The sequence below is a fragment of the Bradyrhizobium sp. S3.2.6 genome (assembly GCF_040546885.1).
GTDB classification, from domain to species: domain Bacteria; phylum Pseudomonadota; class Alphaproteobacteria; order Rhizobiales; family Xanthobacteraceae; genus Bradyrhizobium; species Bradyrhizobium cytisi.
In genome coordinates this window covers 39,621-58,467 of the sequence record NZ_JBEPOS010000003.1, presented here as the reverse complement: position 1 = coordinate 58,467, position 18,847 = coordinate 39,621, and the positions used below count along the sequence as shown (strand labels likewise).

At 63.8% G+C, this 18,847-nt stretch carries 19 protein-coding genes; 10 read left to right on the top strand and 9 right to left on the bottom strand.

The annotated features are described in order from the left end of the window. The first annotated feature begins 16 nt into the window (after positions 1–16). Positions 17–1,312 (top strand): glycoside hydrolase family 130 protein, encoded by a 1,296-nt coding sequence (locus tag ABID58_RS08025; protein WP_354032237.1) that lies wholly within the window; start codon positions 17–19, stop codon positions 1,310–1,312. 316 nt (positions 1,313–1,628) lie between these two features. Next, positions 1,629–1,967, top strand: a complete 339-nt coding sequence (locus tag ABID58_RS08020) for a GNAT family N-acetyltransferase (protein ID WP_354032236.1) — start codon at positions 1,629–1,631, stop codon at positions 1,965–1,967. Positions 1,968–2,154: 187 nt separating this feature from the next. Here ABID58_RS08020 and ABID58_RS08015 read toward each other — a convergent pair whose 3' ends face one another. Continuing rightward, on the bottom strand, positions 2,155–2,973 hold the full coding sequence (locus tag ABID58_RS08015; RefSeq protein ID WP_354032235.1) for a phytanoyl-CoA dioxygenase family protein: 819 nt from the start codon (positions 2,971–2,973) through the stop codon (positions 2,155–2,157). A 780-nt stretch (positions 2,974–3,753) separates the two neighbouring features. Here ABID58_RS08015 and ABID58_RS08010 point away from each other — a divergent pair. From ABID58_RS08010 to ABID58_RS07975, 8 genes are all read left to right on the top strand, one after another. After that, positions 3,754–4,920, top strand: coding sequence for a cytochrome P450 (locus ABID58_RS08010; protein WP_354032234.1), 1,167 nt, complete (start codon positions 3,754–3,756; stop codon positions 4,918–4,920). A gap of 370 nt (positions 4,921–5,290) precedes the next feature. Continuing rightward, entirely contained in the window at positions 5,291–6,241 is a 951-nt protein-coding gene (locus tag ABID58_RS08005; protein WP_354032233.1) for a sulfonate ABC transporter substrate-binding protein, read from the top strand. 38 nt (positions 6,242–6,279) lie between these two features. Continuing rightward, on the top strand, positions 6,280–7,233 hold the full coding sequence (locus ABID58_RS08000) for a sulfonate ABC transporter substrate-binding protein (protein WP_354032232.1): 954 nt from the start codon (positions 6,280–6,282) through the stop codon (positions 7,231–7,233). Continuing rightward, entirely contained in the window at positions 7,230–8,408 is a 1,179-nt protein-coding gene (gene ssuD / locus ABID58_RS07995; protein WP_354032231.1) for an FMNH2-dependent alkanesulfonate monooxygenase, read from the top strand. Before ABID58_RS08000 ends, ssuD begins: the two co-directional genes overlap by 4 nt. After that, positions 8,405–9,211: an aliphatic sulfonate ABC transporter permease SsuC gene (gene ssuC, locus ABID58_RS07990; RefSeq protein WP_148755361.1), complete on the top strand. Its 807-nt coding sequence runs from the start codon at positions 8,405–8,407 to the stop codon at positions 9,209–9,211. Before ssuD ends, ssuC begins: the two co-directional genes overlap by 4 nt. A 7-nt stretch (positions 9,212–9,218) precedes the next feature. Continuing rightward, positions 9,219–10,067 (top strand): ATP-binding cassette domain-containing protein, encoded by an 849-nt coding sequence (locus ABID58_RS07985; RefSeq protein WP_354032230.1) that lies wholly within the window; start codon positions 9,219–9,221, stop codon positions 10,065–10,067. Between the two features lie 31 nt (positions 10,068–10,098). Beyond that, a complete protein-coding gene (locus tag ABID58_RS07980) occupies positions 10,099–10,680 on the top strand; it encodes a flavin reductase family protein (protein ID WP_148755363.1) in 582 nt (193 codons plus the stop codon). 97 nt (positions 10,681–10,777) lie between these two features. Then, positions 10,778–10,933: a hypothetical protein gene (locus tag ABID58_RS07975; protein ID WP_354032229.1), complete on the top strand. Its 156-nt coding sequence runs from the start codon at positions 10,778–10,780 to the stop codon at positions 10,931–10,933. A gap of 33 nt (positions 10,934–10,966) precedes the next feature. Here the strand turns inward: ABID58_RS07975 and ABID58_RS07970 are convergent, their stop codons facing one another. The 8 genes from ABID58_RS07970 to ABID58_RS07935 all read right to left on the bottom strand — a co-directional run bounded on the left by ABID58_RS07970 (position 10,967) and on the right by ABID58_RS07935 (position 18,839). Beyond that, complete coding sequence (locus ABID58_RS07970; protein WP_354032228.1) at positions 10,967–12,115, bottom strand: M20 family metallopeptidase; 1,149 nt, start codon at positions 12,113–12,115, stop codon at positions 10,967–10,969. 175 nt (positions 12,116–12,290) lie between these two features. Then, on the bottom strand, positions 12,291–13,676 hold the full coding sequence (gene flbD, locus ABID58_RS07965; RefSeq protein WP_148755365.1) for a sigma-54-dependent transcriptional regulator FlbD: 1,386 nt from the start codon (positions 13,674–13,676) through the stop codon (positions 12,291–12,293). A gap of 53 nt (positions 13,677–13,729) precedes the next feature. Beyond that, positions 13,730–14,080, bottom strand: coding sequence for a flagellar motor switch protein FliN (fliN, locus tag ABID58_RS07960; RefSeq protein ID WP_148755366.1), 351 nt, complete (start codon positions 14,078–14,080; stop codon positions 13,730–13,732). Positions 14,081–14,083: 3 nt separating this feature from the next. Beyond that, on the bottom strand, positions 14,084–14,704 hold the full coding sequence (locus tag ABID58_RS07955; protein ID WP_354032227.1) for a FliH/SctL family protein: 621 nt from the start codon (positions 14,702–14,704) through the stop codon (positions 14,084–14,086). Next, positions 14,704–15,795: a flagellar motor switch protein FliG gene (gene fliG / locus ABID58_RS07950; RefSeq protein ID WP_148755368.1), complete on the bottom strand. Its 1,092-nt coding sequence runs from the start codon at positions 15,793–15,795 to the stop codon at positions 14,704–14,706. Before fliG ends, ABID58_RS07955 begins: the two co-directional genes overlap by 1 nt. An 18-nt stretch (positions 15,796–15,813) precedes the next feature. After that, positions 15,814–17,427: a flagellar basal-body MS-ring/collar protein FliF gene (fliF, locus tag ABID58_RS07945; protein ID WP_148755369.1), complete on the bottom strand. Its 1,614-nt coding sequence runs from the start codon at positions 17,425–17,427 to the stop codon at positions 15,814–15,816. 188 nt (positions 17,428–17,615) lie between these two features. Beyond that, positions 17,616–17,891, bottom strand: coding sequence for a CtrA inhibitor SciP (sciP, locus tag ABID58_RS07940; RefSeq protein WP_002714638.1), 276 nt, complete (start codon positions 17,889–17,891; stop codon positions 17,616–17,618). Positions 17,892–18,119: 228 nt separating this feature from the next. Beyond that, positions 18,120–18,839 carry a flagellar hook assembly protein FlgD gene (locus ABID58_RS07935; RefSeq protein ID WP_148755370.1) on the bottom strand — a complete coding sequence of 240 codons (720 nt, stop codon included), beginning with the start codon at positions 18,837–18,839 and terminating at the stop codon, positions 18,120–18,122. Between the last annotated feature and the right edge of the window lie 8 nt (positions 18,840–18,847).

The window sequence follows — 18,847 nt, the reverse complement described above, 5'->3', positions numbered from 1 at the left end:
GCGAACCGAGGACATCTTGTCGCACGCCACTTTCCTGAATCGGCAGGCGCTCTATCTGCGTCCCGACACCGCGCGCGTGATCGTACGCCCGTTCAAGCCGGCGACCGAACCGCGCGATCTCAACCCGACCGATAAGACCCGCGCCAACCACATCGTCGAACGGGTTCTTGCGCTTGACCCGAAGATTGCGGCCAGCCTATTAGCGGATGTGCTGGAAAATTTTCAGGGCCGGCATCGTAACCTGCTGGAGACGTTCGAGGCGCGTACCGACGTCATGGAACAAGCGCTGGCAGCGCACGGGCCTTTTTCCAGCGTCCAGCGCCAATTGATCGGAGCCTATTTTCTGAACGAATACTCGTTCGAAGCCTCGGCACTGTTCAATCCCAGCATCGTGCCGCATCCCGACCAGTCGGACGCTCCGAGGGGCGGCTTGCGCTTTATTCTCAGCCTCCGTGCCGTCGGTGAAGGCCATATATCGTCACTGACCTTTCGCGCCGGCACGATCGCCGCCGATGGCAGTCTGACCGTCGATCCAACAGCCCGCCTTGCTTCCAGCCCTCGGGTCAAGCTTCGCATACCCAAACCAGATGGCGACGACATCGAACTGACGTTCAACCCGGACGAGGAACTCAGTGAGCGCGTCATCTTTCCGGTTACGGAGTCCCAGTCGAACGGCATCGAAGACGCCCGCTTCGTTGAATTCGACGATGGCGGCCGCAAGACCTATTACGCCACTTATACCGCCTACAGCGGCAAGGCGATTCGATCGGAGCTGATCGAGACCTGCGACTTCCTGTCATTTCGAATGTCGCCGCTGCGCGGGACCGCCGCACGCAATAAGGGGATGGCGTTGTTCCCGCGCAAGATCGACGGCAAGTACGCCATGATCGCGCGTCAGGACAATGAGAACCTCTATCTGATCTATTCGGACGATCTGCATCAATGGGACGGCGGTCAGGCGATCCTGAAGCCGCAATTTCCCTGGGAGTTCGTGCAGATCGGAAACTGCGGTTCACCGATCGAACTCGATGAGGGCTGGCTGTTGCTCACGCACGGCGTCGGTCCAGTGCGAAAATATTCGATCGGCGCTGCCCTGCTCGACAAGAACGATCCATCCAAGGTCCTGGCGCGTTCGGTCGAACCGCTGCTGCATCCCGAGCCGTCGGAACGCGAAGGCTACGTTCCTAACGTGGTTTATACCTGCGGGGCGATACGGCACAATGATCAGATCATTTTGCCTTATGCCGTGTCCGACACCTACTCGAACTTCGCGACCATCAAGACTGCAGCCCTAGTGCGGGCTATGTCCTGATATGGACCAAGCCGCGCCCCCTAACCAACGTCGCTGATCCGTTTGTCGGTATTCCTGTTATGGGCCATGGGGACCCGCCATAGTGCGCGTGCGCGCGGCGCTCTTGACCCGTTGCCAACCTCCGCTAGCAACGCCAAATCTGAACAGAACTGCGGTTGAAAAGCGGGAGGTTGTGCAATGGATGCTTATACGGTTCGAGAGGCCAAGCCCGAGGAGCAACGCGAGCTAACGCGCCTCTGTGCGTGCGACGATGCACGCGGGACACGACGAAGCGTTCATCGATCGAACCATGCCCGCGCTTACGATAACTGTACCATTGATCAGTGCGAATTGGGTTCAAGTGGTAGAAGATCGCACCAGCGGAGTTGTCGGTGTCGTTGTGGTGACGCCGACGGCGCTTCAAGGAATTGCGCAGCTTTACGGCCTTTATGTTGATCCAGCACATTGGAAGCGAGGGATCGGTCGAGTTCTGTTCGGGGCGGCCGTAGCTCGCGCAAAAGGGATAAAGGCCGGAGCCCTCATCATCACGGCCGAACCCTCGGCGGAAGGATTCTATAGTCGGATGGGGGCCATCAGGATCGGCGAAGGACCGTTTTACTTCTCGCCCGAAACCATACTGCCTTCCCTGCTGTACGTCATTCCACGCGCGACATGATAGGGCCACCGCATTAGAGTGGTATCAAGCGTAGTGAAAACGACGAGCGCTTACGTCCGCACTTGGCCCATACCCTTTGCTCGCGTACTGGTGCGAACCTCAAGAAGTTCGCACCAGTGGCGAATCGCCTTTAGACGATCTATTGGAGTTTTTGGCCGCTGGCCCGATTCCTCGGGGCCGGTCGGAGTTATTTCGCGAAGCCACCTCCCTGAAGAGCTTGCCGAATCGCGATCTCAACTGGTGAATAATTGCCGTCCACCCGCTCAAGCCGGAGGGGCTCCGAGGGATGCAGCGGCGGCTGGGCCATGAACCGCGGCGCCGTCCCTTGGTGGCGCTGCCCGGCGTGCACGAGGAATGGATGGCACAGGTAGACAGTGCCGGCTTCACCCGTCGCCAGCGCCTCGGGCCGCTCGGCTCCCATCCAACCCTGCACCATTTCCGTTTGTGACATCCCAGTCTCGCCTGCTGGCGCGAGGAAGCGTGCCATGTCGATGTGTGATCCCACCCTTATCCGCGTTGGGGCGTCGCGTGGGCCGACGTCGGAGAACAGGAACAGCATCAACAAGGCGCGGCCGCGCGACCTCACATTCGCACGCCGCTCATTCGGATCGCCGCCATCGAGGGAAAAGCTTGTATCGATGTGCCAACCGTCGTCTCCGGGCTCATCCGGATGGGGGAAGCGTATGACAAACGTGCCCCCGAAGCCCAACGAGCCCAGGCGCCAGCGGCCCTCGCCGACGATCTGATCGAACGCGGCGTGCAGCACCGGCGTGCGCTCCGCCTTCAGGAACGGCGCGTCCTTGTAGCCGGAAAGCCGGATGACCGGTTTTGTCCAGGTCGCCTGATTGTGGGGATCGCAGCCGGTATCGCGCCATAGGATGGTGCGGGCCTCGTCGGCAAGCTCGCGCGGAAACGCCCGGTCGATGCGGACGAATCCGTCGCGAATGAATTGCTGTACCTGATCATCGCTGAGTGCGCGCATCGACTCATGTTCATCAGCAGGCATGAATATCCTCGCATCGTCATAGGCCGGTCACCTGTCGTCGCGTGATGCGACGTTGGGTGCGGCTCATTGGTCCAGGAATGTGGGATGGGTGGCCAGGCGGTTGCCCAGCACGCTCTTGTCTTCCACCCGCTCGAAGCAGGCGCCGCTGTTAGCGGCTGAGGAAGAAGACCGAGACGATATCGGATGTGCGGATCATCATGATGTTCTAGCCTAGCACAGATAGGTTTGAAGGATCAACAAACGGCTTGAGGGCGTCGGGACAGACCGCAAGTTACAACCGGTCACCAAACTGAGGCGATTGACCCGAGCGGACTATCCGCGAGATCGCCCGATTCCGAGACGCTCGCAAACGTATTCAACGCTGTCTTCAATCGACGCCCCTGTAAGAATGACCAGCCCCACCGTCGCCTCCTCGCACGTGGCCTCAAGGTCTAAGCGCGAACGGTAATGTAGCAAATCTATCGCCGCAACTTCCGATTGTGCCACATCAGCGAAGTGGCGGCCTTCTCCAGAAGTTCCGCTCATCGAAGCATGGCGGACGAGATTTGCTCAGGTTGAATTCTTCGGATTTGACCCTTTGCAGAAACTGGCTTGGCGCAATTGTCTTCGTCCACGAGCAATCTGCAGACGCAAGCAGATGGCCCGCCCCTATCGTGCCCACGCGCACCCCGATCTACAAGGGCACCCCTGATATTGTCTGTCCCTATCGCTAGGGACAGACGTCGGCGCCTGAGTTCGCTAGTCTGGCCCGGATCACACGAGCATCCAGGGAAGACCGCCTTGAGCACCGCGCCGCGCATCGACATCGATCTCCCCGCGTTCTGGGCCGACCCTTATCCGACGCTCGCAAGCATGCGCAAGGAGGCGCCGATCGCCTTCGTGCCGCAGCTCGGCTCGACGCTGCTGACCTGCCGCGACGACATCTCGATCTCGGAGAAGCAGATTGACGTGTTCTCCTCGCACCAGCCCGCGGGCCTGATGAACCGGCTGATGGGCCACAACATGATGCGCAAGGACGGCGAGGCGCATCAGGTCGAGCGGCGCGCGATGTTTCCGACGATCTCGCCGAGGACGGTGAAGGCGCACTGGACCGCGCTGTTCCAGGCCCATGCCGATCGCATCATCGAGGCCATCGCGCCCGGCGGCCGGATCGATTTCATGCGCGACTTCGCGCTGCCGTTCTCCGGCGAGTGCCTGAAGTCGATCACCGGCCTCACCAATATCGGCTTCGCCGACATGGACGCCTGGTCGCAAGGCATGATCGAGGGCATCGCCAATTACGGCGGCGATCCTGCGATCGAGGCGCGCTGTCACGCGGCGACGTCGGGCATCGATGCCGCGATCGACGACATCCTGCCGCTCATGACGAAGAATCCCGATCAGAGCATTCTCGGTGTGCTGCTCGCATCCGGCATGCCGATGGAGAGCGTGCGCGCAAACGTCAAGCTTGCGATCTCAGGCGGCCAGAACGAGCCGCGCAAGGCGATCGCCGGCACGGTGTGGGCGCTGCTGACGCATCCCGATCAGCTCGATCTCGTGCGCAAGGGCGAGGTGACCTGGCTCGAGGCCTTCGAGGAATACGCGCGCTGGATCTCGCCGATCGGCATGTCGCCGCGGCGCATCGCCAAGCCGTGGTCGATCCGCGACGTCGCCTTCGAGCTTGATGAGCGCGTGTTCCTGATGTTCGGCTCGGCCAACCGCGACGAGAAGCATTTTGAGCGCGCCGACCAGTTCGACGTGCGGCGTGATACGTCCAAGAGCGTCGCCTTCGGTGCCGGTCCGCATTTCTGCGCCGGCGCCTGGGCCTCGCGCGCCATGATCGCCGACGTCGCGCTGCCGACATTGTTCGCGCGTGCCAAACGCATCGAGATCGCAGATGACGAGCCGGTGCGGATCGGCGGCTGGGCGTTCCGGGGCTTGCAGAATTTGCCGGTGAGATGGCTGTAATAGCCCGGCAAGGGTCTGTCCATCACGAGCGCCCATGATGTCATCTTGCACCTGTTTTGCCCGACGTGTCAAATTTTATTTCGGATAAAGCGCAATTGATTGTTTTCGCGCGCCTCGGCTACTGTGCATGGGGTTGTTTTCGCTTTTTTGTTCCGGCTGCGCGTCCGAGGTCGACCATGCGCGGCCTTCACGTCCGCGTGCAGAAAAATTCCATCTTCCTTCGCTCCGCCGTTTGAAAGATTAATCATGCGCTCTGCCCCAGGGGCAGTGCATGCATCGCTATTTTCCCGCACGTCTCGACACCTTTCCCGCCCCGCACCATCATCCCCCGACATGAATGATGGCGGCCGTACGCGGCCGGGAGCCTGGAATGCAGCGTCGTGACTTTCTGAAACTGTCCGTTGGAACGGCGGCCGCGGCAGCGTTCGCGCAGCGTGCGAATGCGCAAGGCGCTGTGAAGGAAATTCGTATCGGCTACCAGAAGACCGGCGTGCTGGTCATCACGCGCCAGCGGGCTACTCTAGAAAAACATTTCGCGCCGCAGGGCATCGACGTGAAATGGATCGAATTCTCCTCCGGCCCGCCGATGATGGAGGCGATGAATGTCGGCAGCGTCGATTACGGTGCGGTCGGCGATTCCCCGCCGGTGTTCGCGCAGGCCGCGGGCGCGGCGATCGTCTATGCCGCCGGCCAGCCGATCACCAACGGCCAGGGCATTCTGGTGCCCAAGGACTCGCCGATCCGCTCCATTGCCGACTTGAAGGGCAAGCGCGTCGGCTTCACCAAGGGCTCGAGCGCGCACAATGTCGTGGTGCAGACGCTGGAGAAGGCGGGCCTGACCTACGCGGACATCACCCCGGTCTATCTGACGCCGCCGGATGCCGGTCCCGCCTTTGCCAATGGCAGCATCGAGGCCTGGGCAATCTGGGATCCTTATTTCGCGATCGGCGAGACCAGGCAGAACGGCCGCATCCTGATCAATGCGCGCGAGGTCACCAAGACCAACTCCTTCTACATCGCCAACCGCGAGTTCGCGAAGAACCACGGCGCGATCCTGCAACAGATCGTCGACGTCACCACCGCGACCGGTCAATGGGCCGAACAGCACCGGGACGAGGTTGCCAAGTCACTGGCCGCGATCACCGGCGTCCCGCTGGATATCCAGGCCGTCGCGGCCGATCGCGCCAATTTCGTGATCGGCCCCGTTACCGATGACATCGTCGCGACCCAGCAGGGCGTCGCCGACCGCTTCTACAAGCTCGGCCTGATCCCGAGGCCGATCGTCATCCGCGACATCGTCTGGCGCAGCACGGCGACCTGATCGTGCCAACCAATCTCCCCATTTCAAAAGGGTTGAACATGAGGCGTATCATTCAGCGTCTGATCGCGGCCATCCTGCTCTCGGTCGGCATCGTCGCGGCTGCCGTCGGCACGTCCTATGGTCAGGACAAGGTGGTTCGCATCGGCTACCAGAAATACGGCAAGCTGGTGCTGCTCAAGAGCAAGGGCACGCTGGAGCCGAAGCTCGCGGCTGACGGCTACAAGGTGGTGTGGACCGAGTTCCCGTCCGGCCCGCCGCTGCTCGAAGCGCTCAATGTCGGCGCGATCGATTTCGGCAACACCGGCGAAGCCCCGCCGATCTTCGCGCAGGCCGCCGGCGCGCCGATCCAGTATGTCGCCTATGAGCCGCCGGCGCCGAAGGGCGAGGCGATCCTGGTGCCGAAGGACAGCCCGCTGAGATCGGTCGCCGATCTCAAGGGCAAGAAGGTCGCGCTCAACAAGGGCTCCAACGTGCACTATCTCCTGCTCAAGGCGCTGGAGAAGGCGGGCGTCAAATATTCGGAAGTTGAGCCCGTGTTCCTGGCACCTGCCGATGCGCGCGCCGCCTTCGAGCGCGGCGCGGTCGATGCCTGGGTGATCTGGGATCCGTTCCAGGCCGCAGCCGAAGCGGCGACCGGTGCACGCACGCTGGCTGACGGCACCGACATCGTCGCCAACTACCAGTTCTATTTCTCCTCGAAGAAATTCCTCGACGCCAACCCGAAGATCGTCGATGCCGTGCTCGCCGAGCTGAGCTCGGTCGACGATTGGGCCAAGGGCGACATCCACGCGGTGGCCGAACAGCTGGCGCCGGCGATCGGCCTGTCCGTCCCGGTGGTCGAGGTCGCGTTGAGGCGGCAGTCCTATGGCATCAAGCCGCTCACCGATGCCGTCATCGCCGATCAGCAGCAGGTTGCCGACGCGTTCTTCGCGCTCAACCTGATTCCCAAATCCATCAAGATTTCCGACGTGGCGCGGAGACCAGGAACATGAGCAAGGTCATGAGCAAACAAAGTAACGCCAACATCCTCTGGTTCCTGCCGACCCACGGTGACGGCCGCTATCTCGGCACCGGCATCGGCGGCCGCGAGGTCAACTTCAACTATCTGCGCCAGGTCGCACAGGCCGCCGACCAGCTCGGCTATTTCGGCGTGCTGTTGCCGACGGGCAGGTCGTGCGAGGATTCCTGGGTGGTCGCGTCCTCGGTCGCGCCATTCACGGAGCGGCTGCGTTATCTCGTCGCTGTCCGTCCCGGCCTGCAATCGCCGACCGTGGCGGCGCGGATGACCGCGACGCTCGACCGCATCACCAATGGCCGGCTGCTCGTCAACGTCGTCACCGGCGGCGATCCCGTCGAGAACAAGGGCGACGGCATTTTCCTCGGCCATGACGAGCGCTACGAGGTCACGCGCGAGTTCCTCAACGTCTATAGCGACCTGCTCGCCGGCAAGACCGTCAATGTCGAGGGCAAGCACATCCAGATCGAGGACGGCAAGCTGCTGTTCCATCCGGTGCAGTCTCCGCGGCCGCCGCTCTATTTCGGCGGCTCGTCGGATGCCGGCATCGACGTCGCGGTCGACGCCGTCGACAAGTATCTCACCTGGGGCGAACCGCCGGCGCTGGTCGCCGAGAAGGTCGCGAAAGTAAGGGACATCGCCGCCGCGCGTGGTCGCAAGCTGTCCTTCGGCATCCGCCTTCACGTGATCGTCCGCGAGACCAACGAGGAAGCCTGGAGCGCCGCCGACGAGCTGATCAAGCATGTCAGCGACGACACCATCGCGACCGCGCAGAAAAACTTTGCGCGGATGGACTCGGTCGGCCAGCAGCGCATGGCGCAGCTCCATGGCGGCAAGCGCGACAAGCTCGAGATCGCGCCAAATCTCTGGGCCGGCGTCGGCCTGGTGCGCGGCGGCGCCGGCACGGCGCTGGTCGGCGACGCCCAGACCGTCGCCGCGCGCATCAGGGAGTATCAGGATATCGGCATCGATACCTTCATCATGTCGGGCTACCCGCATCTGGAAGAAGCCTATCGCTTCGCCGAGCTGGTCTTCCCGCTGCTTTCGCTGGAGCAGCCGGGCAACGTGACCAAGCTGCACTTCAATGGCGGTCCCTTTGGCGAGACGGTCGGCAGCGATTATCGTCCGCAGCATCGGGTGTCGCAATCATGAGTCTCATCGACAGCGTCTCTCTCCCGCGCAATTTTCGCCTGCCGCGTGTCGACGGACTGGTCCAATGGATCGTGCCGCTCGCCATTATCGCGATCTGGCAAGTGGCGAGCGTTACCGGCTTCGTGCCAGTGCGCGTGCTGCCGGCGCCGAGCGATGTCGCGCTCGCCGGCTGGAAGCTGCTGCTGTCCGGCGAGCTGATCCGCAACATCTGGGTCTCGTTCTGGCGTGCCTCGATCGGCTTCCTGATCGGCGGCAGCATCGGTTTTGCCTTCGGGCTAGCGAACGGCCTGTCGCAGCTCTCCGCCAAGCTCACCGACACCACGCTCCAGATGGTGCGCAACGTGCCGCATCTGGCGCTGATCCCGCTGGTTATCCTCTGGTTCGGGATCGACGAGAGCGCCAAGCTGTTTCTCGTCGCGCTCGGCGTGTTCTTCCCGATCTACCTCAACACGCTGCACGGCATCCGCACCGTCGATCCGCAGCTGATCGAGATGGGCCGCATCTACGGCATGAGCGACGGCGAGCTGTTCCGCCGCGTCATCTTCCCCGGCGCGCTGCCGTCGATCTTCGTCGGCATCCGCTTCGCGTTGGGCATCATGTGGCTGACGTTGATCGTCGCCGAGACCATCGCGGCGTCCTCGGGCCTCGGCTACATGGCGATGCAGGCGCGCGAGTTCATGCTGATCGACGTCGTCGTGCTCTCGATCCTGATCTACGCCCTGCTCGGCAAGCTCGCCGACAGTGCCTCCCGCGTGCTGGAGCGCCTGACGCTCTCCTGGCACCCCGCTTTCCAGAAACGCTGAGAGTGACATGCAGACAGCCCTTCGGACCTCCCTTCCGGAAACCGAGCTCGCCAGCCGCGCCAATTTCGCGCCGGCGGCCCGTGTGGCGCGCGAGGACCGCCAAGAACGCCAAGTGCATACCAGCGGCCTGCCGCTCAGCATCCGCGGCTTGCGCAAGTCCTTCGGTGACAATGAGGTGCTGCGCGGGATCGATTTGCACATCCCCGCAGGCCAGTTCGTTGCCATCGTCGGAAAGAGCGGCTGCGGCAAGAGCACGCTGTTGCGTCTCATCGCGGGCCTGGAAAAGATCGACGCCGGCAGCATCAGCTTCGGCGATGCGGCGATCCAGCCCGAGGATATCCGCGTGATGTTCCAGGAGCCGCGCTTGCTGCCCTGGGCGCGAGTGCTCTCCAATGTCGAGGTCGGCCTCGGCCGCGATCGTTCATCCGGCGATGTGCACGCGCGTGCCGAGAAGGCGCTCACCGAGGTCGGGCTCGTCGACAAGCGCGACCAGTGGCCGTCGGTGCTGTCAGGCGGCCAGAAGCAGCGCGTCGCGCTCGCCCGCGCGCTGGTCTCGCGCCCGCGCGTGCTGGCCTTCGACGAGCCGCTCGGCGCGCTCGATGCACTGACCCGGATCTCGATGCAGCGGCTGCTAGAGCGTGTCTGGCGCGACCAGGGCTTTACCGCGATCCTGGTGACCCACGATGTCGCCGAAGCGGTCGCGCTGGCCGACCGGGTGCTGGTGATCGACGAGGGCCGCATTGCCCATGATGTCATGGTTAACGTCGCTCGTCCCCGCGAGCGCGGATCCGCCGAACTGGCGAGCCTCGAGGGCTCGATCCTGAGCCACCTTTTGTCGGCGGACGATCGTACCTAAATAGAGAGGACCCCGCTTCGGGGAGCATGCCATGAATGTAGTCCCCCGCGAGCTCATGACCGAAATTCCCGTCTCGTCCGCCGATTTCCGCGGCGCCATGCGCCATCTCACCGGCGGCGTCAGCGTCATCACCGCCGGACGGGGCAAGGACATCACCGGCATGACGGTCACGTCCGTAACCTCGCTGTCGGTCGATCCGCCGACGCTGCTGGTCAGCATCAACCGCGATGCCTCGTCTTTTCCGCTGATCCGTCGCTACGGTGCCTTCGGCGTGAACATCCTCGCGGCCGATCAGCTCCACGTCGCGGAACGCTTTGCCGGCAAGGGTAGCCTGAAGGGTGCCGACCGTTTCGCCGGCGCCCAGTGGGTCACGGCTGTCTCCGGCGTTCCGCTGCTGGTCGGTGCCTTGTCCGCCGTCGATTGCGAGGTCGAGGAGATCGTCGAGCGCCATTCGCACGGCATCGTCATTGGCCGCGTCAGGGACATCAAGAATTCGGCCCGGACCGCGGCGCTCGCCTATTGGCACGGCCAGTATGTGGCGGTGGATCAGGACGAGGATGCCGCAAGGCTCGCCGACGTCAGCGTTCCCGCGCGCGGCCGCCGCGGCGTTTGATCGCCGCAGGCATTAGGCTGCGCAGGCTGGCCTTTTCTCCCTCATCGCTCTAGAAGCGCCTTGAGCCTCCTATCCGGGACGGCGATGGAGCGGAACGATGAAGCGCGTCGGGACCTGGGCCTTCTACGCCGTCGGCGCGCTGGCGATCGTCTATCTCGCGCTTTACGCCTATGCGATGTTCCGCGGTCAGTCGTTCGTGCCGGGCGATCCCATCCACATTTTTCGCAAGCCCGACGCGCCGAGTTATTCGTGACGGATTTGTCTAACCCACCTACCGCACCAACATTCACCCCCGCAAAATCGCCAGCGCCAGCGCCTGAGCGCGCGGCACGATGCTGTCGAGCTCGAGATATTCCTCCGGCGAATGGGCGAGCCCGCCCACTGGCCCGACGCCGCAAATGGTCGGCGTCCCCACCGCGGCGGTGAAGCCGGAATCGGCGCAGCCGCCGGAGAACTCGCCTTGCAGCGTGGTGAGGCCGGCCTGCTTTGCGGCGGCCTGATAGTTTTCGAACAGCGCCTTCGAGCTCTCGCTCTGCACCACCGGCACGAACTCGCCCTTGATCGTCAGCACGGCACTCGTGCCGGGCACGTAAGGCGTCGCGACGATTCGTTCGATCTCGGCCATGACAGTGGCGCGGTCCTTCGGATCGACGTAACGCATGTCGATCTGGCCCTCGGCGTAAGGCGCCGTGGTGTTGACCGACTGGCCGCCCGCGACCAGCCCGACATTGAGCGTGATGCCCTTGGTGAGGTCGGTCAACGCATGGATCTGGATGATCTTGTGCGCGAGCTCGCCGACCGCACTGATACCCGCAGCGAAATTGGCGCCGGAATGCGCTGCCTTGCCGGTGACGGCCATATGCATGAAGATGCCGCCCTTACGGCTGGTGACGATATTGCCTGTTGGCCGGCCCGGCTCGGAATTGAAAACGGCGCGCGCAGAGCGCCCCTCGCGTTCGATCACCGGCCGCGACGAGGGCGAGCCGATCTCCTCGTCCGAGGTGATCAGCAGCTTGATCGGATGCGGGTTGCCGCCGAATTTGTGGAAGGCGGTGGCGACGAAGATGTTCATCACGACGCCGGCCTTCATGTCGGCGACGCCGGGTCCATAAGCGCGCTTGTCCTTGATGGTGAACGGACGACGTCCGGCCTCGCCCTTGCCGAACACGGTGTCGCGATGCCCCATCAACAGCACCGGCTTCTCGTTGCTGCCGGGCTTTGCCACCTCGGCATGGATCGCATCGCCAAACGTGCCGTGGCTCTCCCTGCGCGAGGGAATGCCGTGCTCGGCAAAATGTCGCTCGAACCGCGCACCGACCGCATCGACGCCTTCCTTGTCATAGGATCCGGAATCGATGTTCACGACATCGCGCAGCAGATCGATCATCGCCTGCCGCTGCGACGCCAACCAATCCGTGATTTGAGCTTCAGACATCTGGTTCCTCGCGTGGGTCACGTGCGGGGTTATAGGGCCTCGCGTCGTCATGGCCTAGTCGCGTGGCGCGGCCCGGTCATGCGAAGGATGCTGTTGAGGTTGGCAGCCTGCCCTAGAAGCAAAGACGCCCGGGACCAGCCCGGGCATTTGCATTCTCTCGCTATCGACTGGAGCCCTACGCTCCCACCATCGGCATCCGCGGATACTCACCTGGCGTGCCCGCCGGGGTGATCGGGATGCCGCCGTCGGAATATTCATTGAGCTTGTTGCGCAGCGTGCGGATCGAGATGCCCAGGATGTTCGCGGCATGGGTCCGGTTGCCGAGGCAGTGTTTCAGCGTCTCCAGGATCAGATCGCGTTCGACGTCGGCGACGGTGCGCCCCACCAGCGCCCGCGTCACCTGCTCGGCGGCCATGGTCGCGTGCGCCACCGCCGGCACTGTCTTGGCGAGATCGAGGCGATCGCCGTCCGGGGTGAGGATCGCATCGGGTCCGATCTCGTCGCCCTGCGCCATCAGCACCGAGCGGTGCATGGTGTTCTCGAGCTCGCGGACGTTGCCCTGCCAGCGGTTGGTGGAGAGCACGCGGCGCGCTTCCGCCGAGATCGGCCGCACCGGCACGCCGTTGGCTTCGGCATATTTCTTCACGAAATGCTGGGCGAGCTCGAGAATGTCGGCGGGACGCTCGCGCAGCGGCGGGATCTTCAGGTTCACGACGTTGAGGCGGAACAGAAGGTCCTCGCGGAACGTGCCTTCGCGCACGGCTTCCACCAGATTGCGGTTCGAGGTCGCGATGATGCGGATGTCGACCGCAACAGGCTTGGTGCCGCCGACGCGGTCGATCACGCGCTCCTGGATGGCGCGGAGCAGTTTTGATTGCAGGCGAACGTCCATCTCGGAGATTTCGTCGAGCAGCAGCGTGCCGCCGGTGGCTTCCTCGAATTTGCCGATTCGGCGGGCGATCGCGCCGGTGAAGGCACCCTTCTCGTGGCCGAACAGCTCGGACTCCAGGAGATGCTCGGGGATCGCGGCGCAGTTGATCGAGATGAAGGGCCGCTTGGCGCGGGCCGAGCGGGTATGGACGTAGCGGGCCAGCACTTCCTTGCCGGTGCCGGATTCGCCGGTGATCATCACCGAGGCGTCGGAGCCCGCGATCTGCTGGGCAAGCTTGACGACGCGCGCCATGGCTTCGTCGCGATAGATCAGCTCGCGGGAATCATTGGCCACAGCGGCCAGCACCGCCGCGATCAGCTCCGGATCCGGCGGCAGCGGGATGTATTCCTTGGCGCCGGCGTGGATCGCGGCGACCGCGGCGCGGGCGTCGTTGGTGATGCCGCAGGCGACGATCGGGGCGTGGATGTGCTCGGCCTCGAGCCGCATCACGAGGTCGCGGATGTCGAGGGCGACGTCGACCAGCAGCAGGTCGGCGCCCTTACCGCCGCGCAGCACGCGCATCGCCTGCTCGTGATCCTCGGCGTGGGTCACGGTGGCGCCGTTCTCCATCGCGATCTTGGTGGCGGTGGTGAGCTGGCCCTTCAATGTGCCAACGATGAGAAGCCGCATGTCAGTCTCCTGTCCGTCTGTTCGCGCTATCGCGCGTCATTCCTTTGCAAGCGCTAGCTGCGTTCGGTCCTGATGATTTCAGTCATGGTGACGCCGAGCTTGTCCTCGACCAGCACCACCTCGCCGCGGGCGACGAGCTTGTTGTTGACGTAGATGTCGATGGCCTCGCCGACGCGGCGGTCGAGCTCCAGCACGGTGCCGGGCCCGAGCTTCAACAGCTCGCCGACATCCATCTTGGAGCGGCCGAGCACCGCCGAGACCTGCACCGGCACGTCGAAGACGGCCTCGAGGTCGGCGGCGACGCGCGAGGCATATTCGTCCTCGCTGTAGCTCACATCGGTGCCGGTCGGCGGCAATGGGCCGTTGAGGTCGGGCAGCGGGACCTGTCCGTCGTTGTCGCTCATGGCTTAATTCCCCCTGCGGGACGCGATATAGCGTCCGACCATGTCGTCGATCTTGGCCGCGATGGCGCTGCGCTCCAGCACGACGCCGCCATCGGCCCATTCGATCCGGCAGTCGCCGGTGGCAATGTCGGGCTCGGCCAGGATCACCAGCCGTCCTTCGAATCCGCTCTGCTTGGCGAGCCGCTCGATCTTCTCGCGCGCGCTGTCGTAGAGCGCGTCGTTGATGCGGACCACGAGATGCGGGGTGGCGACCAGATGCGAGAAGCAGTCCTTGACCAGCGCCATGATCTCGCCGAGCGGCTCGGCGGCGACCAGGTCGGCGCACAGCTTGCGGGCCACGGCGACCGCGACGTCAACCGCCTCGGTCTCCATCTTGCTCTCGATATTGCCGATGCCCGACGCGATGCCCCGGATGCCGATGTTGATCTCTTCCATGGCGAGCGCGACGCGGCGGTCGCTCTCGGCCTTGGCCTCGCGCTGGCCTGCGTCAAAGCCGTCCTGATAGGCGCGCGCTTCGGCTTCCGCGAGCTTCTGCGCGATCTCGGCCGCGGTCGCGGCCTTCTCGCGCGTCCGGTCGGGTGCGGCGAAGTCGGTGTCGAACAGGAATTTGGCCGGAGCGCCCATCAATACACCAGCTCGTCGTCGGCGCGGTTCTTGGTCAGCATGATCTCGCCCTTGGCAGCGAGGTCCTTGGCGAGGTTGACCAGCAGTGCCTGGGCCTCGTCGACGTCGCGCAGGCGAACCGGGCCCATCGCCGCCATGTCGTCCTGGAGCATCTTGGCCGCGCGCGAGGACATGTTGCCGAAGAAGAAGCTGCGGACGTCCTCGTTGGCGCTCTTCAGCGCCACGCCGAGCTTGTCCTTGTCGACGTTGCGCATCAGCGTCTGGGCCGAGCCGGAATCGAGCTTCACGAGGTCGTCGAAGGTGAACATCAGCGCCTTGATGCGCTCGGCCGATTCCCGGTTGTCCTCTTCCAGCGAGGTGATGAAGCGGGTTTCGGTCTGGCGGTCGAAATTGTTGAAGATCTCCGCCATCACCTCGTGGGCGTCGCGGCGACGGGTCTGCGAGAGGTTGGACATGAATTCGGTACGCAGCGTCTTCTCCACGCTCTCGATTACCTCCTTCTGCACCGCCTCCATCTTCAGCATGCGGTTGACGACGTCGAGGGCGAGGTCCTCGGGGAAGATGCCGAGCACGCGCGCGGCATGCTCCGGCTTCAGCTTCGACAGCACCACCGCGATGGTCTGCGGATATTCGTTCTTGAGATAGTTGGCGAGAACCTCTTCCTGCACGTTGGAAAGCTTCTCCCACATGTTGCGCCCCGCGGGGCCGCGGATCTCGTCCATGATGCCGTTGACGCGCTCGGGCGCCAGATATTGCTGGAGCAGCCGCTCGGTGGCGTCGAAATTGCCCATCAGCGCGCCGGACGCCGACATGCGTGAGACGAATTCGAGCAGCATGTCCTCGACCGTATCGACCTCGACGGTGCCGAGAGTCGACATTTCCAGCGAGAGCTGGCGCACCTCGTCATCGTCGAGCAGACCCCAGATCTTGCCGCCATATTGCTCGCCGAGCGCCAGCATCAGGATCGCCGCGCGTTTCGGCCCCGCCACCGCTTCGGTCTTGGCGCCCGCGCGGCTGCCGGCACGCTGACCGAGCGTGGAGATCACGCTGGTGATGTCGTTCGAGTTGGCGTTTTGCCGGTTGCCGGCCATGTCAGTTCACTTCTCGAATCATTTCGCGGGTTCGGTCAGCCATTGACGGATGATGGCGACGGTTTCGTTAGGGTTGCGCTCGGCGAGCTCGCCGACGCGATGAACGGACTGGGCGTGGACTTGGCCTTGGACGGTGGCGACGTCGATCGCGCTCGCGGCGCCGCTCGGCAGCAGCGCCTGGCCGCCGGCCGGTGCGGCCTCGTCCAGGGCGGCGGGGCCGGTGAGGGCACCGGAGATGGCGGCGGCAACCTCCTCGGAGGCGAGGATGCGCTTCACCAGCGGGCGGATCACCATGAACATCACGATCAGGCCGAGCAGCATCATCACGCCGAGCTCGACGAAGTACATGACGTCGTCCTTGGTGAACTGCAGCATGCCGAGGAAGCCGCTTGGCTCGGCGATCGGGGCGGTGGAGGGGGCATCGGCAAAGCGCAGATTGACGACCTCGACCTGGTCGCCGCGCTTCTGGTCGAAGCCGATCGCCGAGCGCACCAGGGTGGCGATGCGGTCGAGCTGCTCCTTGGTGCGGTCGGTGTAGGCGAGCTCGCCCTTGTCGTTCTTGGTGTAGATGCCGTCGACCAGCACCGCGACCGAGATGCGGTTGACCCGGCCGGCCTCGGTCACTTCGGTCTTGGTGGTGCGGGAGATCTCGTAATTGTTGGTCTCTTCGGTCTTCTTGCTCTGGTCCTTCGCCGCCGGGCCGCTGTTCTGCTGCTGGCCGGGGAGCTCGTTGTTGACCGTGACCTGGCCGTTATTGTCGGCGGTCATGCTCTGCTCTTCGCGGGTCTGGCTCGAGCGCAGCACGCGGCCTTCGGGATCGAACTTGTCCGAGGTCTGGGTGACCTTGTTGAAGTCGAAATCGGCGGAGAGCTGGACGCGGGCGCGCCCCGAACCGACCACGGAGGAGACGATATCCTCGACCTGCTTGCGCATCCGCTTCTCGTAGGCGGTGCGGCGCTCGTCGCCGACCGCCTGCTCCGGATCGGTCTGGGCACCATCGGCAAGCAACGAGCCGGCTTCGTCCACGATCGAGACCCGCTGCGGCTTCAAGCCGTTGACGGCGGAGGCGACGAGGTGGCGGATGGCGCGGATCTGCTGTGCTTCGAGCGAGCCACGGACCCGGACCACGATCGAGGCCGACGGCTCCGGCGCCTCGCGCGAGAACAGCGGACGTTCGGGCAGCACGAGGTGGACGCGGGCGGCCTGGATCCGGTCGATGGCGCGGATGGTGCGGGCGAGCTCGCCCTCCAGCGCGCGCAAATGATTGATGTTCTGGACGAACGAGGTGGTGCCGAGCGCGTCGGACTTGTCGAACACTTCGTAGCCGACCCCGCCGCCCTTGGGCAGGCCGCCCTCGGCGAGCTTCATCCGCAGCCGCGTCACCTTGTCCTTCGGCACCATGATGACGCTGCCTTCATTGCGCAGCTCGAACTGGATGCCCTGGCGCTCCAGGTCCTTGATAATGCCGGAGGAATCCTCGACGCTGAGGTCGGTGAACAGCGTCGTCATCTGCGGCGTGGTGACGCGCATGATGACGAAGGCAAAGAAGCCGATGAGCGCGGCGGTGACCGCGATCATCGCCCCAAAGCGGGCGGCGCCGATACCTTTTAAAAAGTCCGCAAGACCTTGCAAGCAACCGCCCCGAAGCTTCGACCCGCAACTGAGCGGCCGAGTGGGCAATTATTGCCTAGGTGATGGTTTCGATATGGTTAACGAAGGTTAAGAGCTCGGACAAAAGTAGCGCCAAAACGAAACATGAAAAAAATCGGCCTCGCACAGCGGGGCCGATTTTCGTCAAAAGCAGCAGATTTCCGGGTTGCTTACTGGCGATATTGCTGGATGCGGGTGGTGCGAAGGCCCGCCAGACCGTGCTGGTCGATGGAAAACTGCCAGGAGAGGAATTCGTCGACCGTCAGGGTGTACCGGCTGCAGGCCTCTTCGAGCGAGAGAAGTCCGCCACGAACTGCGGCAACGACTTCAGCCTTGCGGCGGATGACCCAGCGTTTGGTGCCGGGGGCGGGCAGATCTGCAATCGTCAGCGGACTGCCGTCCGGCCCGATGACGTATTTTACCCTCGGGCGATGGGGTTCTGTCATGGCGTACTCACAAACTCTCAACCACTGAACTCACTTCGCAACCGTACGCATGCGGGCTTAAAAATCCGCTAAGCCTAAGGCTTCAATACAATTCTCGTTGAAACTTGCGGGAACACGACCGGCCCGGCGGGCAGAAAACGCAATTTCAGCCGGCCGAGCGGGGTCTTCGTAAATACTTTACTAAGAACAGGGCGCGCAAACCGCGCGTATCAGCCCAAAGCGCGAGGTCTAGCTGCCGGAGCTGCTGCTGGTGGCGACGACGCTCTTCACCTGGTTCAGCGTGTAGCTCTGGCCGTCGATGGTGAGCAGCGGCGGCGACTGGGTCAGGTCGACTGACGACACCGTGCCCTGCACCTGCGCCGAAATGCCGACATTGTTGTTCGAGGCGTCCTTGCCGGTCGCCGAGATCGTGTACTTGCCGTCGGGCCATTGCGTGCCGTCATTGCCCTGGCCGTTCCAGGTGAAGGGAATGTCGCTGCCGGCACCCGCGGAATATTGGCCGGTGAACACGGTCTGGCCGCTGGAGTTGGCGATGGAGATGTTGACCGTGGCGCTGGAGGGCACGTTGAGATGCCAGGTCGCCGACGAGCTCTTCATGGTCGCGGTGGTGCCGTCGACCACCGCGGTCTTGCCGACGAAATCCAGCGCCTGGGTCGCCTGCGTGGTCTGCTGCAAGGTGACGAGCTGCGACAGCGAGTCGTTGGTCTTGAGCTGCTGCTCGACGCCGGCGAACTGCACCAGCTGCTGGGTGAACTGGTTGGTGTCGAGCGGATCGAGCGGGTTCTGGTTCTGCAGCTGCGTCGTCAGCAGCGTCAAGAAGGTCTGGAAGTTGCCGGCGAGCGTCGCGCCCGTGGACGAGCCCAGGCTCGAGCTCGACGAGGAGGACGACGACGTTTGCGTCGTGCCGGAGACGACGGCAGGTGCGGTGGCGGAATTCGTGGTGGTCATTTGCGAAT